Origin of the sequence: Nonomuraea rubra, assembly GCF_014207985.1 — a bacterium.
Classification (GTDB): Bacteria; Actinomycetota; Actinomycetes; order Streptosporangiales; family Streptosporangiaceae; genus Nonomuraea; species Nonomuraea rubra.
In genome coordinates this window covers 3,274,752-3,291,001 of the sequence record NZ_JACHMI010000001.1, presented here as the reverse complement: position 1 = coordinate 3,291,001, position 16,250 = coordinate 3,274,752, and the positions used below count along the sequence as shown (strand labels likewise).

13 protein-coding genes are annotated in these 16,250 nt (G+C 73.0%); 7 read left to right on the top strand and 6 right to left on the bottom strand.

Annotation, left to right across the window (positions count from 1 at the left end; genetic code table 11):
- Nucleotides 1-54: 54 nt before the first annotated feature.
- Nucleotides 55-1,269, bottom strand: coding sequence for an ABC transporter ATP-binding protein (locus tag HD593_RS15035; RefSeq protein WP_185102763.1), 1,215 nt, complete (start codon nucleotides 1,267-1,269; stop codon nucleotides 55-57).
- 200 nt (nucleotides 1,270-1,469) lie between these two features.
- On the opposite strand from HD593_RS15035, the gene HD593_RS15030 reads away from it, so the two are divergent.
- On the top strand, nucleotides 1,470-2,549 hold the full coding sequence (locus HD593_RS15030) for a LacI family DNA-binding transcriptional regulator (RefSeq protein ID WP_185102762.1): 1,080 nt from the start codon (nucleotides 1,470-1,472) through the stop codon (nucleotides 2,547-2,549).
- Between the two features lie 28 nt (nucleotides 2,550-2,577).
- Here the strand turns inward: HD593_RS15030 and HD593_RS15025 are convergent, their stop codons facing one another.
- Nucleotides 2,578-3,123 carry a TetR/AcrR family transcriptional regulator gene (locus HD593_RS15025; protein WP_185102761.1) on the bottom strand — a complete coding sequence of 182 codons (546 nt, stop codon included), beginning with the start codon at nucleotides 3,121-3,123 and terminating at the stop codon, nucleotides 2,578-2,580.
- 120 nt (nucleotides 3,124-3,243) lie between these two features.
- On the opposite strand from HD593_RS15025, the gene HD593_RS15020 reads away from it, so the two are divergent.
- Nucleotides 3,244-4,425, top strand: a complete 1,182-nt coding sequence (locus HD593_RS15020; RefSeq protein ID WP_185102760.1) for a serine hydrolase domain-containing protein — start codon at nucleotides 3,244-3,246, stop codon at nucleotides 4,423-4,425.
- Here HD593_RS15020 and HD593_RS15015 read toward each other — a convergent pair.
- On the bottom strand, nucleotides 4,407-5,537 hold the full coding sequence (locus HD593_RS15015) for a 2,5-dihydroxypyridine 5,6-dioxygenase NicX family protein (protein WP_185102759.1): 1,131 nt from the start codon (nucleotides 5,535-5,537) through the stop codon (nucleotides 4,407-4,409). The two genes, HD593_RS15020 and HD593_RS15015, sit on opposite strands and share 19 nt — an antisense overlap.
- A 115-nt stretch (nucleotides 5,538-5,652) precedes the next feature.
- Between HD593_RS15015 and HD593_RS15010 the strand changes: the two genes are divergently transcribed.
- Nucleotides 5,653-8,484 (top strand): helix-turn-helix transcriptional regulator, encoded by a 2,832-nt coding sequence (locus HD593_RS15010; RefSeq protein WP_185102758.1) that lies wholly within the window; start codon nucleotides 5,653-5,655, stop codon nucleotides 8,482-8,484.
- Between the two features lie 2 nt (nucleotides 8,485-8,486).
- A complete protein-coding gene (locus HD593_RS15005; RefSeq protein WP_185102757.1) occupies nucleotides 8,487-9,371 on the top strand; it encodes an alpha/beta fold hydrolase in 885 nt (294 codons plus the stop codon).
- On the opposite strand, the gene HD593_RS15000 is transcribed toward HD593_RS15005, so the two are convergent.
- Complete coding sequence (locus HD593_RS15000) at nucleotides 9,368-9,853, bottom strand: glutathione peroxidase (protein ID WP_185102756.1); 486 nt, start codon at nucleotides 9,851-9,853, stop codon at nucleotides 9,368-9,370. The two genes, HD593_RS15005 and HD593_RS15000, sit on opposite strands and share 4 nt — an antisense overlap.
- Nucleotides 9,854-10,040: 187 nt before the next feature.
- Here HD593_RS15000 and HD593_RS14995 point away from each other — a divergent pair, with 187 nt between their 5' ends.
- Together HD593_RS14995 and HD593_RS61325 are read left to right on the top strand one after the other, a co-directional pair.
- Entirely contained in the window at nucleotides 10,041-10,436 is a 396-nt protein-coding gene (locus HD593_RS14995; RefSeq protein WP_246546531.1) for an aggregation-promoting factor C-terminal-like domain-containing protein, read from the top strand.
- Between the two features lie 337 nt (nucleotides 10,437-10,773).
- Nucleotides 10,774-11,229: an aggregation-promoting factor C-terminal-like domain-containing protein gene (locus HD593_RS61325; RefSeq protein ID WP_246546528.1), complete on the top strand. Its 456-nt coding sequence runs from the start codon at nucleotides 10,774-10,776 to the stop codon at nucleotides 11,227-11,229.
- 27 nt (nucleotides 11,230-11,256) lie between these two features.
- Here the strand turns inward: HD593_RS61325 and HD593_RS14985 are convergent, their stop codons facing one another.
- Nucleotides 11,257-11,904: a TetR/AcrR family transcriptional regulator gene (locus HD593_RS14985; protein ID WP_185102755.1), complete on the bottom strand. Its 648-nt coding sequence runs from the start codon at nucleotides 11,902-11,904 to the stop codon at nucleotides 11,257-11,259.
- Between the two features lie 83 nt (nucleotides 11,905-11,987).
- On the opposite strand from HD593_RS14985, the gene HD593_RS14980 reads away from it, so the two are divergent.
- Nucleotides 11,988-15,017 carry an NACHT domain-containing protein gene (locus tag HD593_RS14980; protein WP_185102754.1) on the top strand — a complete coding sequence of 1,010 codons (3,030 nt, stop codon included), beginning with the start codon at nucleotides 11,988-11,990 and terminating at the stop codon, nucleotides 15,015-15,017.
- On the opposite strand, the gene HD593_RS14975 is transcribed toward HD593_RS14980, so the two are convergent.
- Nucleotides 14,913-16,226 (bottom strand): sensor histidine kinase, encoded by a 1,314-nt coding sequence (locus HD593_RS14975; protein ID WP_185102753.1) that lies wholly within the window; start codon nucleotides 16,224-16,226, stop codon nucleotides 14,913-14,915. The genes HD593_RS14980 and HD593_RS14975 overlap by 105 nt on opposite strands.
- Nucleotides 16,227-16,250: the final 24 nt, after the last annotated feature.

The window sequence follows — 16,250 nt, the reverse complement described above, 5'->3', positions numbered from 1 at the left end:
TCGCGGTGGGGGCCCAGGCGGTCGCGGGCTACGCCCGCGGCCGGGAATGTGGGGTCAGCGGTTGGCCTCGTGGCCGATCGACAGGCCGGAGGCCGGGTCGAAGAAGTGCAGGTTGTGCGTGTCGACGACCAGGTCGATGCTCTGGCCGGGGCGCACGTGGCTGCGGGCGTTGACGCGGGCGGTCCACAGGGACTTGTCGCCCGACAGCGGCAGCGTGGCGTCCTCGTCGTCACCCGCGTCGGCGGCGGCGACGGTGTCCTTGTGCTCGACCGGCGGGGCGTCGATCAGGAACAGCACGTTGATCTCGGAGCCCAGCTCCTCGGTGACCTCCGCCTTGACGGGCAGCGTGGCCCAGCCGTTGGCGTGGTTGCCGGCGGAGGCGGCGTCCTCGAAGTCGGAGGGGCGGATGCCGAGGATGATCTTCTTGCCGATGTACTGGTCGAGGCCCGGCTTCTCGGAGAAGGTCGCCTCGGGGATCGACAGCCTGATGTCGGCGAAGGTCACGGCGGCGCCGCCGTCGCCGCGGACCAGCTCGGCGGTGACGAAGTTCATCGACGGCGAGCCCATGAAGCCGGCGACGAACAGGTTGACCGGCTTGTCGAACAGGTTCTGCGGGGTGTCGACCTGCTGCAGCAGACCGTCGCGCAGCACGCACACGCGGTCGCCGAGGGTCATGGCCTCGACCTGGTCGTGCGTGACGTAGACGGTGGTGACGCCGAGGCGCTCGTGCATCTGGTTGAGCGAGGCGCGCATGGAGACGCGGAGCTTGGCGTCCAGGTTGGACAGCGGCTCGTCCATGAGGAAGGCCTGCGGCTCACGGACGATGGCGCGGCCCATGGCGACACGCTGGCGCTGACCACCGGACAGGGCGGCCGGCTTGCGCTTGAGGTAGGTCTCCAGGCCGAGCATCTTGGCGGCCTCGTTGACCCGCTTCTGGATCTCCGGCTTGGGCATCTTGCGGAGCTTGAGGCCGAAGGCGAGGTTCTCCTCGACCGTCATGTGCGGGTAGAGGGCGTAGTTCTGGAAGACCATCGCGATGTCGCGGTCCTTCGGCGGCAGGTGGTTGACCACCTTGTCGCCGATGGCGATCTCGCCACCACTGATGTCCTCCAGGCCGGCGATCATCCGGAGCGCGGTCGACTTACCGCAACCGGACGGGCCGACCAGCACCATGAACTCGCCATCCTTGATCTCAAGGTTGAGCCCGTTCACGGCCTTAACGCCACCGGCGTAGATCTTGTCGACGTTCGTCAGAACGATGGATGCCATGACATTCCTTCGCGCTCCAGGGCGGATGGCCCGGATGGTCCCGTCAGATTCGCTCGCGCGGAGCGAATCCCCCACTCGGCGTGGATACGTTTTCAAGCATCTCACCCGAAACGGACATCGGTGTCAAGGGTTACGGTGTGACCAGCCTTTGCGCTCACGGGTACTTCCGGTTTGCGGGAAACCATGATGGAATCGTTTCCATGGAGAAGCGGGCGACGATCAAGGATGTGGCCGAGGCGGCCGGCGTGGGCGTCGCCACCGTCTCCCGGGTGCTGTCGGGCGGCTCGGCCAGCCCGCAGACCAGGGAGCGGGTCCTGGCCGTGGCCGCCCAGCTCGACTACCGCCCCAGCGCCCTCGGCCGCAACCTGCGCCAGCGCCGCACCGGCGGCATCGGCCTGCTCGTCCCCGACCTGACCGACACCTTCTTCGCGCAGTTCGCCGAGGGCGTGCTCGCCTGCGCCCGCTCGGCCGGCGAGCCCGTCGTGCTCGGCTCCACGGCCGGCGACCCCGAGCAGGAGGCCGAGCTGATCGGCATGCTGCTGGAGCAGAGCGTCGACCGCCTCATCGCCGTCCCCTCGGGCGAGGAGGACACCTGGGCCCCGGCCATCCGCGCGGGCATGACGGTGGTCTTCGCCGACCGCCTCCCGGCCCGGCCGTCCCCCGAGGAGGAGGACCCCGCCGCCGCGGCCGTCGGCGACCTCATGCTCCTGGACGGGGTCGCCGCTCCCCTGCCCGCTCATGGGCGGGCGCCCGAGCTGCCCGCGGCGCCGTCCGTGCTGGCCGACGACCGGGCGGGCATCCGCACGGCGGTGCGCTACCTGCGCGGCCTGGGCCACAGGCGCATCGCCTTCCTCGGCGGGCCGGGCCACGACCGGCGCGTGTCGGCGTTCAGGGAGGCGGTGGGCTCGCCGGTGGACGAGGAACTGGTCGTGTTCGGCACGGGCAGCCGCGACTCGGCCTACGCCGCCGCCTCGGGCCTGTTCCAGAGCCGCCCAGACCTGTCGGCGGTGGTCGCCGGGGGGAACGTGCTCGGCGAGGCCGCGGTGCTGGCGGCCAGGGAGCTGGACCTGCGGGTGCCGCGCGACGTGTCCCTCGTCATGTACGACGACGTGCCGTGGGCCGAGCTGTGCTCCCCGCCGCTGACCGTGATCGCCCAGCCGGGCCGCGACATGGGCTACCGGGCGGCCGAGCTGGTGCTGCGCTCCGGCGGCCGCAGGCCGCGCTCCGTCGTGCTGCCCACGGAGCTCATCGTCAGGGGAAGCTGCGGCCCCCACCGCTAGCCGGCCATCCGGAGAAGCCGCGGTCCCGCTAATCGAGGTCCAGGATCGCGCCCGCACCCCGGAGGAGCTCGGCCCGCAGGTCGGCGGCCGGGACGTCGGGAAGCTGCCCGATGGGGTCGGCGACGGCGGCCAGCGCCTGGGCGGCGCGCACCCGCCGCCGCCAGTCCGGGTCCGGCCCCGCCAGCAGGTCCACGGCCCGGTTGATCACCCCCACCACCCGCGACATGATCCCGGCCGTCTCGTCCCCGTAGACGGAGGCGTCGCGCAGCAGCAGGGCCATGGTCGCCCGGTGCGCCAACATCACGTCGAGGCAGCCCTCCAGCACCGCCCGCCGCGCCGCCGCCGGCTCCGCGCCGGCCGAGGCGCGCTCGACCACCGCCTCCAGCTCGCCGATCGGCGGCCCCACCAGGCTCGCCAGCAGCTCGCTCTTGCTGCGGAAGTGGTGGTACAGCGACGGCTTGGTGATCCCGACGCGCTCGGCGATGTCCCGCATGGAGGCGGCCCGGTACGTCTGCGCGGTGAACAGCTCCCGCGCCGTCTCGATGATCCGCGACCTGGTGTCGTCCCCGGCCAAGAGTGCCCCTTCCGCTCGCGAGAGCCGTCAGCTTAGCAGCGGTTGCCTACCTTCCGGTCGGTAGGCTACGGTCGGGCCTGCCCTACCGACCGGAAGGTAGGGAGAAGGGAGAACGGGAAAGTGACGACCATCGACGGCACGGTGGCGCCCGGCTTCGAGCCGGTGCGCGAGGCGTTCGAGCGCAACTTCACCGGCGGCGGCGAGGTGGGCGCGGGGCTCACCGTCTACCGGGACGGCGAGCCGGTGGTGGACCTCTGGGGCGGCCTCGCCGACCCCGCCACCCGCCGCCCCTGGCGGCGCGACACCATCGCGCCCCTCGCCTCCACCTGCAAGGTCTTCGCCTCGGGAGCGCTCCTCCTGCTGGCCGAGCGCGGCGAGGTCGACCTGGAGGCGCCGGTGGCGCGTTACTGGCCGGAGTTCGCGCAGCGGGGCAAGGGCGGGATCAGCGTACGCACGCTGCTCGCTCACCGCGCCGGCCTGCCGAGCCTGCACATGCGGCCCCTCACCTGGGAGGACCTGCGGGACTGGACGCCGATCACCGACGCGCTCGCCGCCGCGGCCCCCGAGTGGCCGCCGGGCACCGCGCACGGCTACCACGGGGTCAGCATCGGCCACCTCGCGGGCGAGCTGGTGCGCAGGGTGTCGGGGGTGACGCTGAGCGAGTTCCTGGCGCGGGAGATCACGGGGCCGCTCGGGCTCGACTGCTACGTACGGGTGCCCGCCGCCGCGATGCCGCGCCTGGCCACGGTGGTGGTGCCCGACGCCGAGTCCGTACGCCTGGGCATGGAGGTGCCGGAGCTGGCCGGGTTCGTGGCGGCGCTGAACGACCCCGGGTCGCTGTCGTACCGTGCCCTGTACGGCAGCGTCGCCATCGGCTGGGACGCGGCGAACGAGCGGCGCACGTACGAGGTGGAGAGCCCCTCCATGGACGGCGTCGCCTCCGCCCACTCCCTTGCCCGCTACCTCGCCGCGCTGATCGGCCCGGTCGGCGGCGTGCGGCTGCTGGGCCCCGACCTGCTCGACCGGGTGCGCACGCCCCAGGCCGACGGCCTCGACCAGGTGCTGCGCGTACGCACCGCCTGGGGCATCGGCTTCGCCGTGCCCGGCGGCCCGTTCTGGCCCGCGCCCGGGCACCTCACCGGCCTGTTCGGGCAGAGCGGCGCGACCGGCTCGTTCGCCTTCGCCGACCCCGCGCGCGGCCTGGCCTTCGCGTACGTGCCCAACCGCGGCTCCGAGCTGCTGGAGGGCGGCGACTTCCGGGTGCGCTCGCTGGCCGAGGCCCTCTACCGGAGCCCGGTGTAACGGCGGGGCAGGATCATCACGGGGTTGTCGTCGAGGATCACCTCCGGCGGCCCGTACCGCGCCGCCACCTCCCTGATCTCCGGCTCGTCGAGCAGCAGCAGCCGCCCCCGCTCCACGAACGTCTCCCCGTCCACGACCACGGTCGGCCGGTCCACCTGGCAGTCGCAGTGCGCGAAGCCCGGCCCCGTGGTGACCGGCACGCCGTCGGTCAGGCCGTCGAGGCCGCAGTAGAAGGCTCCGGCGTGTTTCTCCCGCTCGAACTGCGTGCCGCCCGCGACGCGCACCTTCGGGTTCAGCCCGAACAGGGCGTGGCGCATGTAGAAGCCGCCGGGCGCGTAGCGGCGCAGCTGCCCGGCGGCGGCCCCGCCCTCGATCTTGCGGACCAGGTTGCCCTCCAGCGTGACGCGCAGCGGCTCCTCCGGCACGCCGGTGACGGTGCTGTCCTCGACGACGAGCACGCCCTCGGTCTCGGCGGGCCAGAAGTTGACGCCGCCGTACGGGAACGGCCGCCAGTCGCCCGGCCGCAGCCCCCCGGGCCCCGGGTCCTCGAAGGTGAGGCCCGAGAACGTCAGGTCCGTGCCCCGCGCCGAGGTCACCCTGATCGAGGAGGCCGTGCGGAGCTGGCGCAGCGCCCTGGCCACCAGCGCGTGGAAGACCTCCACGGGCAGCCGCGCGCCGGTCAGCAGCGCGCCTGCCGTGGCCGTCATGTGCAGGGACAGGAACCGCGCCGAGCGGGCCCTGATCTGGTCGAAGAACAGCGGCGCCGTGTGCACCTCGCCCCACCAGGTACCGCTGATCACGACGTCCGCCTCGTGGAAGGCGGCCGTCTCGATCGGCAGCGGCGCCTCACGGTCCCACCCGCCCGCGCTGAACGGCGGCACCGACAGGATGCGCACGTCCGCGTCGCGCAGCGCCGCCGCCGCGGCGATGGCCTGCACGACGACCGGGTCCACGGTGTGCTCCATCATCAGCAGCACCCGGTCGCCCGCGGCCAGCCGGACGTACTCGCACAGGTTGCGCACGCCGGGCATCAGCTCGACGATCGAGTACGGGGCCGCGGCCGGCTCGGCGACATAGCTGAAGGGTGAGGTCGCGTACGGATTGGTGGTCATGCCCGGGACTCCTTCGGCCTTGCGCTTCTCGGCCCTTAGATACCCATCGTGACTACTCACGTACCGTTCGTGTCCGGATGGGCGGTCTTCGTCCCCGGCCCTAAAGTGGGCGTTTGTGCTGTTCGGAAGATCGGCGGAGATCGCCGCCATCGAGGACGTGATCGGCCGGGCCCGCGGCGGGGTGGGTACCGCGCTCGTGCTGCGCGGCGAGGCGGGCGTGGGCAAGACGGCCCTGCTGGACCTGGCGGCCTCCCGGGGCGGGGACATGCGGGTGCTGCGCACGACCGGCGTCGAACCCGAGTCGGACCTGGCCTTCGCCGCCCTGCACCAGCTGCTGCGGCCGGTGGTGGGGCTGCTGGACGCGCTGCCGGAGCCGCAGCGCGACGCCGTGCGCGGGGTGCTCGGGCTGGGCGGGGGCGCCTCGGGGGATCGGTTCCTGCTGGCGGCGGGGGTTTTGTCGCTGCTGGCCGAGGCCGGTGCGGAGAGCGGGCTGGTGTGCGTGGTGGACGACTTCCAGTGGATGGACCGGGCCTCGGCGGACGCCCTGCTCTTCGCCGCCCGGCGGCTCGGCCCGGAGCGGATCGCGATGTTGCTGGCGGTGCGCGCGGACGCCCCGCCGGTCAAGGGCGTGCCGTCCCTGCCGGTCACCGGCCTCCCTGAGCCCGCGGCAACCGAACTCCTGGACGCCACCGCCCTGCGGCCCGCCCCCGGGACCTGGGACACCGCCGCGGGGGCCGGCGGCACGATCGTGCCTGGCGTCAAGCGGGCGCTGGTGGCGCTGACCGGGGGCAACCCGCTGGCCCTGCGCGAGACCGTACGGAGGCTGAGTCCCGGGCAGCTCGCCGGCCGCGAGCCGCTGCCCGACCCGCTCCCCGGCGGGACGCACCTGTTCGGCGAGCAGGTGGCGGCGCTGCCCGAGGACGCCCGGCTGGTGGCCCTGCTGGCGTCCGTCGAGGGCGACCTCGCCCTGGTACTGCGCGCCGCCGGCCGGATGGGCGCGGGCCGGGACGCGCTGCACGAGCTGGAGGCGACCGGCCTGGCGCGGATCGAGGGGACGTCCGTACGATTCCGCCACCCCCTCATCCGCTCGGCCGTCCACGAGGCCGCGACCCCGGCGGACCGCCGCGAGGCGCACCGGGTGCTGGCCGGGGAGGCCGACGGGGACCGCCGCGCCTGGCACCTGGCGGCGGCGGCGCTGGGCCAGGACGAGGCCGTCGCCGCCGCGCTCGCCGAGACGGCCGCACGAGCCCGCGACCGCGGCGGCTACGGCGACGCCGCCACCGCCCTGAGCAGGGCCGCCGAGCTGACCCCCGATCCGGCGGCGAGGGCCGCCCGGCTCAAGGACGCCGCGGTGGCCGCCTGGCTGGGCGGCCGTCCCGGGCAGGCGGAGTCGCTGCTGGCGGAGGCCAGGGAGCACGCGGGCGGCGATGCGGTGCTGGGCATGGAGCTGGCCCAGTTGCGCGGCCGGTTCGAGCTGAACTCCGGCAGCGCCACCGAGGCCGTGCGGATCCTGGCCGCGGGTGACAGCCTGGACATGCTGGCCGACGCCGCCGAGGCGGCCTCGTACGCGGGCGACATCGCCGCCATCGTCGAGATCGGCCGCCGCGCGGCGACCCACCCGGAGGGTTTCCTGCGCGATGTCCTGACCGGCATCGGCCTGACCCTCTCCGCCGGCACCTCCGGCGGGCACGCAGACGCCGAGCGCGAGCACACACGGGCCCAGCGCGAGCACGCACAGGCCGAGGGCGCCCACGAGCCCGCACATCCTCCCAGCGCCGCACACGCCCTCCTGAGGCGGGCGCTGGCGAGGACCGGGGAGCTGACGGACGCCGCCGGGTTCCTGTGGGCGACGGCGGCGGCCAGTTACCTGGGCGAGGCCGACCTGTCGGCCGAGCTGGCCGCGCGGGCCGGCCGGGTGGCGAGGGTGTCGGGCATGGTGGGGCAGCTGCCGGTGGTGCTGGAGTTCGTGGCCACCGCCGAACGGGTCGCCGGCCGGCTGGCGGAGAGCCAGGCCGTCTCCGAGGAGGGCCTGGAGCTGGCCCGCGAGGCCGGTTACAGCAACACGGTGGCCGCGCACCTGGCCAACCTGGCGGTGCTGGCGGCGCTGCGCGGCGAGGAGGACGAGTGCCGCCGGCTGGCCCGGGAGGCGCTGGCCATCGCGCTGCCCCACCGCGTGGGACTGCGGGCGGGCGTGGCCGCGTACGCGCTGGCCATGCTGGACCTGGGGGCGGGCCGGTTCGCCGCCGCGCACGACCGGTTCAGCGCGATCGTGGCGGCGGGACCGGGCGCGGGGCATCCGACCGTGGTGTGGCGTTCGACGCCGGACCGGATCGAGGCCGCGGTGGGCGCGGGCGACCTGGAGGCGGCGGGGGCGGCGCTGGAGGCGTACGAGCGCTGGTCGGCGCACGCGGCCACGGCCGAGTCGCGTGCCCTGCTGGCCAGGTGCCGGGCCCAGGTCACGGGCGGTCACGAGGGTTTCGAGGAGGCGCTGCGGCTGCACGCGAACCCGTACGAGGCGGCCAGGACCGCGCTGCTGCTGGGTGAGCGGCTGCGCCGGGCGCACCGTCCGGGCGAGGCGCGCCCGCACCTGCGCGCGGCGCTGGAGACGTTCCAGCGCTCGGGCGCGCACCCGTGGGCCCGCCGCGCGCACGGCGAACTCCGCGCGGCGGGCGAGGGCTGGACAGGTCAGAGCGGGACGGACGAGAACAGCGGGCCTGCCCCCGGCCCGGAGCTGGACGTGCTGACCCCGCAGGAGCTGCGCATCGCCGGCCTGGTCGCCGACGGCCTGTCCAGCAAGGAGATCGCCGCGCAGCTCTTCCTCAGCGCGCGTACGGTCGAGTACCACCTGTACAAGATCTACCCGAAGCTCGGCATCGGCACCCGTACTGAACTGGCGCGGCTAGTAGTTCTACGGAAGGCACCCGCAACCGGGCAGGACATGCTTTGAGCATGCAAAACGACATCTGGAGTGAAGAGTTCGGCGACACCGCCGACGAGCCGATCCTGCTGGTCATGGGTTCGATGTCGCAGGGGATCCTGTGGCCGGACGAGTTCGTGGGCAGGCTGACCGCCGGCGGGCGGCGGGTGATCCGGTACGACCACCGCGACACGGGCCGCTCCCGCACCGTGGACTTCGAGCAGGAGCCGTACACCTGGGAGGACATCAAGGACGACGTCCTGCGGGTGATGGACGCGCACGGCCTGGAGAGCGCCCACCTGGTCTGCCATTCGGCGGGCGGCCTGCTCGGCCAGCTGATCGCGGTGGAGCGGCCCGAGCGGGTGCGTACGCTCACCGTAATCGGCTCCTCGCCGCTGGGCGAGCGCGAGGGCATGGTGATCATGCGGGCGCTGATGGGCGAGCCGCAGCCGGAGGGCAGCCTGCCGGAGCCCGCGCCGGAGTTCGTGGCCTTCTACCGCGAGCTCATCACGGCCCCGCCGCCCGCGGGCCGGCGCGAGCGGATCGAGTCGATGATCGCCGAGCAGCGGGTGCTGCACGGCACGGCGCTGCCGTTCGACGAGGACGCGGCCCGCCGCCTGCAGGAGCGCGTCTACGACCGGGCCCGCGACCTGGACGCCGTGGTCAACCACCGGCTGGCGGCGGCGGCCGGCCCCGACTTCGAGCCGGTGGGCGTGCTGCACCGGGTCAAGGCGCCGACCCTGGTCGTCGAGGGCACCCACGAGCCGGCCAAGCCCGGCCACGGCGCGATCATCGCCGACCGGATCCCGGGCGCGCGGCTGCTGATGATCGAGGGCATGGGGCACACGCTGCCGCCTGAGGTGCACGAGGAGCTGGCGCGGGCCGTCCTCGCGCACACGTCGGCGGCGAACGGCTAGAGCAGCTGCTCGATCGCCGAGGTGATCGCCGGGTCCTCCGGGGCGGTGCGGGGGCGGAAGCGGGCCACGACGCGGCCCTGGCCGTCCACGAGGAACTTCTCGAAGTTCCACTGGACGTCGCCCGCCTCTCCCTGCTCGTCGGGCGTCCGGGTGAGCTCGGCGTACAGTGGGTGGCGGCCGGGGCCGTTCACCTCGGACTTCTCCAGCAGCGGGAAGTCCACGCCGTAGGTGGTGGAGCAGAAGTGCTGGATCTCCTTGGCGGTGCCGGGCTCCTGACCGGCGAACTGGTTGCACGGCATGCCGATCACGGTGAAGCCGCGCGGGCCGTAGTCCTCCTGAAGTTTCACCAGGCCGATGTACTGCGGGGTGAGCCCGCATCTCGAGGCCACGTTGACGATGAGGGCGGGCCTGCCCGCGGCCAGCTCTGCCAGCGTGGTCGGCTCGTCCGTAAGAGTGCGAAGCGGGATGTCGCTGAGGCTCATGGTTCGACCCTACAGAACGAGTCAGGCCGAAATTGTGACGCAGTCCTCATTTTTCCGACAAACACGCATGAAAAGGTATATATCGAGATCTTTACTGACGATCTACATTTCCATGGTCAATTCGCTGTAAAGGGAGCCCATCGGGGAGGGTGGCGCGGTCCACGAACCCCCTCGAAAGGGAATCCGCATGCCCATGCTCCGCCGTACCGGCGTCCTGGTCCTGACCGCCACCCTGGTGGCGGCGGGCGGCGCCCCGGCCGCACAGGCGCAGAGCTCCCAGACCAGCGGCAGGAACAAGGCCATCGCCAAGGCCATGGTGGCCTCGCGCGGCTGGGACGCCGCCCAGTTCAGGTGCCTGGTGAAGCTGTGGCACCGCGAGAGCGGCTGGAACCACCGCGCCGGCAACGGCTCGGGCGCCTACGGCATCCCGCAGGCGCTCCCCGGCCACAAGATGGCCTCGTCAGGACGTGACTGGCGGACCAACCCGCGCACGCAGATCAAGTGGGGCCTCGGCTACATCAAGCAGCGATACGGCACTCCGTGTCGCGCGTGGGGCCACTTCCAATCCCACGGTTGGTACTGAGCCAAACCCCAGGCTTGCCCGCTGATTCCGGCAAGGGCCGCCCAACCGGGCGGCGGACCGGGCAATCCCGGCCCAGCGAGCAGCCCTTTTATCCGCAACGGTCACACAAACACCTGTCCTTCGCGTGTCTTGGTGTATGACCCGAGGTGACGGCGCGTAATAGGAATCGTGCTAGAGGACACGTCGCGGTGCCCTCCGGGCCGCCCAGCACGACCGGGCGGAGGCAAGATGCGTCCCGGAGGGCCGCGCGGACCCTCTGCGTCCGAGCCACGGACGCGGACGGCGGGGCGCCTGCTCAGGGCGCCCGTCCGCACGCGACCCGACAGCAAGGATCGCCTTGGACAGCAAACGCGCGCTCAGCGGCACACTCGTCACCGTCACCGCCTTCACGGCACTCAGCGCAACGGCCGCCCTGGCCGAGTCGAAGCCGCCGATCAGGACCGGCATCTGGACCACGTCGGCACAACCGAAGATGGCGGCCGTCAGGCCCGCCGGCAGGAACAAGAAGATCGCCCTGGACCACGTCGTGCAGCGGGCCTGGAACTACCGGGAGTTCCGCTGCCTGGACAACCTGTGGACCAGGGAGAGCAACTGGAACCACCGGGCGCTCAACCACTCGTCCGGCGCGTACGGCATCCCGCAGGCCCTGCCTGCCGGCAAGATGAGCGGCGCGGGCCGGGACTGGAAGTCCAACCCGGAGACCCAGATCCGCTGGGGTCTGGCCTACATCAAGGGGAGGTACGGCAGGCCTTGCGGCGCCTGGGGGCACTGGAAATCGCACAACTGGTACTAGCCGGCTCAGGAGGGCATCCGGAGCGGCTCACCGGGTGCCCTCCCGACGCCCCGCGTACGCCTCGATCGCCGTGATCAGCAGCTCGAGCCCGAACTCGAACTCCTCCTCGTGGTCGCACTGCCCCAGCTGCTCGGACAGCGAGCCGACCTCGGGGAACAGCGCGGGATCGACCCCGTCGGCCCTGATCGTCCTGGTCTGCACGGGCGCGAACGTCGGCGTCACCCCGACCTCCCGCAGCAGCGAGCCCACGATGTAGGCGATGAACATCCGCAGCACCCGCACCGCGTCCGCGCCGTCGAACCCGGCGCTGCGCAGCGTCGCCAGCGCCCGCTCGACGGGCAGCAGCCCGGCGGCCGAGTGCAGCTGCCGGCTGACCACGAGCATGGTGGAGCGCGGGTAGTGGTGGGCGATCTGCCGGAACGCCCTGGCCTGCATGCGTACCCGGTCGGTCCAGTGCGCGTCGGGGTCGTCGGTGAACTCGATCTGGCTCAGCACCGCCTCGGCCACCCCGTTGAGCAGGGCGTCCTTGCCGGGCACGTGGTTGTACAGCGACATGACGCCCACGCCCAGCCCGGCCGCGACGCGCCGCATGGAGATCGCGTCGGCGCCCTCCCGCTCGATGAGGTCGATGGCCGCGGCGACGATGCGGGCCCGGGAGAGGGGCTCGGTGCTCATAGCTCATTCTATGGACGGGCCCGGGCCGGTAAGAGCGGGTAACGGGGCCCGCGAGGCCGCTCGTTTTCGGCAGACTTGGAACCGTGCGGCAGATCATCACCTACCAGGACGCCGTGGCCCTGCTGGGCGGGCCGGCCGGAGTCTCGAGCCTCCTGGACAAGGCGTCGTCCCTGGTGCTGTTCGGGACGGGCGGGATCGACCTGTTCGACGCCCGCGCCGAGGCCGTGCGGCTGGGCGACGCCTTCCTGCGCGGGCTGCGCGACAAGGTCAAGGGCCTGAGCCGGTACGACTCGACGCAGCGCCTGGCGGCGGCCCATTCGGTGATCGTGGTCACCGCCTTCCTCGACGCGCTGGGCGAGATGGACGTGCTGCGCGAGCTCACCCCGGACGAGCAGCGCCGGATCACCGGCGCCGACGGCTTCGGCAGGCACCTGATCGAGTACGGCACGCCGATGCCGACTCCGGCCCTGCCGTTCGAGGAGCTGCTGGACGAGCTCGCGATCGACTACCAGGGCCGGGCCCGGACACTGATCCACTTCCTGTCCGGGCTCCGCTGCTGGGACACCTGGGACGAGACCGCCCGGGCCAGGCTGGGCACGGAGCTCCCCGCACGGGCGGTCCGCCGTTACCAGGAGCTGTTCCGCCGCCTGGTCGCCGACTTCCCCGAGGTGGCCTGCTGGGCCGGCCAGGTCGAGCACCAGGCCACCCGTGCGGAGCTCAGCCGCCTGGCGCACGGGCTGGCGGGCATCCAGGAGCAGCTCGCCAGGATCCCCTCGACCCGGAGCCCGTCCGACCGGCTGGCGGTGCTGATCCGGTCGAACGCGGCCGCGCTCAAGCGCCCGATCGTGAGCGCCCCGCGCACGCCGAGCGGGATGGCCATCCCGTCGCTGGACCAGGGCTACATCGACCCGGCCTACCGCGTGCTGCCCGCCCGGCAGCACCAGATCACCTCGGAGGAGACCTGGGCGCGCCTCCCCCGGCGCCGCGACCTCGACACCTTCCTGACCGGCCACCTCACGCTCCCGCAGGCCACCGCCTCGCCCCTGCTGGTGCTCGGCCAGCCGGGCGCGGGCAAGTCCGTGCTGACGCGCATGCTCGCGGCCCGGCTGCCCGCCGCCGAGTTCCTGCCGCTCAGGGTCGAGCTGCGCGGGGTCCCGGCCGACGGCGACGTGCTGGCGCAGATCGAGCACGGCATCAGGGCCGCGCTGGACGAGCAGCTGTCGTGGCCGGAGTTCGTCCACGCCGCCGAGGGCGCGCTGCCCGTCGTCATGCTGGACGGCTTCGACGAGCTGCTGCAGGCGACGGGCGTGAACCAGACCGACTACCTGGAGCGGGTCGCCCGCTTCCAGCGCGACCAGGCGGAGAAGGGCCGCGCGCTGGCCGTCGTCGTCACCTCCAGGACCGCGGTCGCGGACCGGGCCCGGCTTCCCGCGGACTCGTTCGTCATCCGCCTGGAGCCGTTCGACGACGACCAGATCCGCCGGTGGGCCGGCACCTGGAACCGCGGCAACGGCGCCTACCTGCGCGAACGCGGCCTGGAGCCGCTTCCGGTGGACAAGGTGCTGGCTGTCCGGCAGCTCGCCGAGCAGCCCCTGCTCCTGCTCATGCTCGCCCTGTACGACGCCGACGCGAACGCCCTGCGGAACATGCCCGAGGACCTCCACGAGGCGGAGCTGTACGAGCGGCTGCTGCACGACTTCGCCGTCCGCGAGATCGGCAGGACGCGCCCGCACCTGACGGACGCGGACCTGGAGCGGGCCGTGGAGGACGAGCTGCTGCGACTGTCGATCACGGCCTTCGCGATGTTCAACCGCGGCATGCAGTGGATCGCCGAGCCCGACCTGGACGCCGACCTGCGGGCGCTGCTGCCCCAGGAGGGCCACCAGCCGCAGGGGCTGCGCCGCGCCCTGAGCCGGGCCGAGAGCGTCATCGGCGGCTTCTTCTTCGTCCACACCACCCAGGCGCTCAGGGACGACGAGCGGCTGAAGACCTACGAGTTCCTGCACGCCACGTTCGGCGAGTACCTGGTCGCCCGGCTGGTCGTCAGGGAGCTGGCGGACCTGGCCGGGGAGCTGGCGTACGCCGGGTCGTCACGCCGCCGGTTCGCCCGGCCGGACGACGCCTACCTGCACGCGCTGCTGTCGTTCGCGTGCCTGGCCGTCCGTGCCCCCACCGTGGACTTCCTCAGGCACGGCCTCACCTGCGACGTTCCGGCCGACCGGCGTGCCCTGCTGACCTCGCACCTGTGCGAGTTGTTCTCCGAGTCGCTGCTGGCCAGGCCGGGCTCCTCGTACGAGGCGTACCAGCCGGTCCGGGCGGAGCTCACCGCCCGGCACGCGTCCTACAGCGCCAACCTGCTGCTCCTGGCCGTGCTGTCGGCGGACGAGCCGATCGAGGGGGCGCGGTTGTTCCGCGTCCGGGAGCCGGAGCAGGCGAACGAGCGGTGGCGCAGGATCGCCCGGCTGTGGCACTCCCAGCTCACCAGGGCCGAGTGGGACGCGCTCATCCACACGCTGCACGTGCGCCACTTCCTGCGCGACGCGACGCGGAGCATGCGGGTCGCGTTCGACCGGGACCCGGTCTTCGCCCTGCGCGACCTGGTCTTCTTCACCTGGCCGGGCGGCAGCGGCGCCGTCCCGGAGCAGGACCTGTCCGCCACCTCCAAGGCCGCGAGCTGGATGCGGGAGATCTCCTTCCGCGACGACACCTCGCTGGGGCACCTGTTCGTGGACCTGCTTCCCTACTACCGGGAGATCGACGAGAGGCTCGACGCTCATCCGGTGAGCCCGGTCGCCGACCTGCTGGCGATCCTGCTCGGGGATAGCCCTGACCCTGAGCTGTACCGGCGCGCCGTGTTCGAGGGGCCGTCGGACCGGTACGTGCTCCGGCTGCTGCGGCAGCTGGCGGTGGACGCCCATGCGATGCCGGCCGCCGACGTGCTCGACATCCTGCGCACCGCGACCGCGCGCGGCATCGACCCGGTGCATCTCGAGCCCGTCCAGCAGGCGCTAGTCTCTGGGCAGCCGCACGACCAGCCGGGTCTCCGGCCCGTCCTCGATCCGGAGCTCCCCGCCGTGGGCCCGAACGATGTCGCGGGCGATCGGCAGCCCTAGCCCGCTCCCCCCGGTGTCCCGCGACCGGGTGCGATCCAGCCGGGTGAACCGCTCGAACACCTGCTCCCGCATCTCCTCGGGAATGCCGGGCCCGTCGTCGGCCACCTCCAGCACGGCCTCGTCCCCGCTCCCGCGCACCGTCACCCACACCGCCGAGTCCCCGTACCGGTCGGCGTTGGACAGCAGGTTCGTCAGGACCCTGGCCAGCCGCAACGGGCTGCACCGCACGAACACCCCGGGCTCGGCGCGCACGGTCACCGGCAGCCGCGCGGGCCGCCGCGCCACCTCCTCCTCCACCAGCCGCCCGAGGTCGACCCGCTCTCCGGCGATCTCCGCGCCCGCGTCCAGGCGGGCCATCAGCAGCAGGTCCCCCACGATGTCCGACAGCCGCTGGGCGTCAGCCATGGCGGCCCGCCAGTCGGCGTCGCTCCGCTCGTCCAGCCCCGCCTCCAGCCGCACCAGCAGGCCCGCGATCGGGGTGCGCAGCTCGTGGGAGGCGTCGGAGACGAACCGCCGATGCCGCTCCACGGCGTCCTCCAGCCGGCCGAGCGTGTCGTTGACGGTGACGGCCAGCTCGGCTACCTCGTCCTGGCTGGCGGGCACCTCCACCCGGCGGCTGAGGTCCTCCGCGCTGATGCGTTCGAGGCCGCGCCGGATCCGCTCCACGGGCGCCAGCACCTGCCCGACGCCGTACCAGGCGGCCCAGCCCATCAGCGCCAGCAGGGCCGCGGCCGAGCCGTACAGCACCGCGGGCATGAAGGTCGCGTCCAGCAGGAACGGCTCACGGACCGCCGCGTAGGCCACGATCGGCCCGTACACGGTGGCTCGGTTGCTGGTGCCCACGACCACCATGCAGCCTTCGGGGCGGCACACCCGGTCGCTGACGCGCGAGTCCCCGCCGGACGGCCTGGCCGAGGTGATCGGCGGCTGGCCGGCCAGCCCGGCGCTGGCCGCCACGACCCGGCCCTCGTCGTCCACGACCTGGAGCAGGCCGACGCCGGCCTGCGGCGGGATGCGCCCGGTGAAGCGATGCGTGTCGACGATGGTGGTGATGCGGCGGCTGGCCTCGTCGGCCTGCTCCACCAGCGCGGCCCTGGCCCACCGCGGATACGCCAGCGAGATCACGGTCACCCCGCTCATGATCAGGATCCCGAATGAGACCACCGTCGCGATCGTCACCCGGGCCCTGATGGAGCGACCGTGCACCATGCGTCCGACTATGTCACGGAGCGT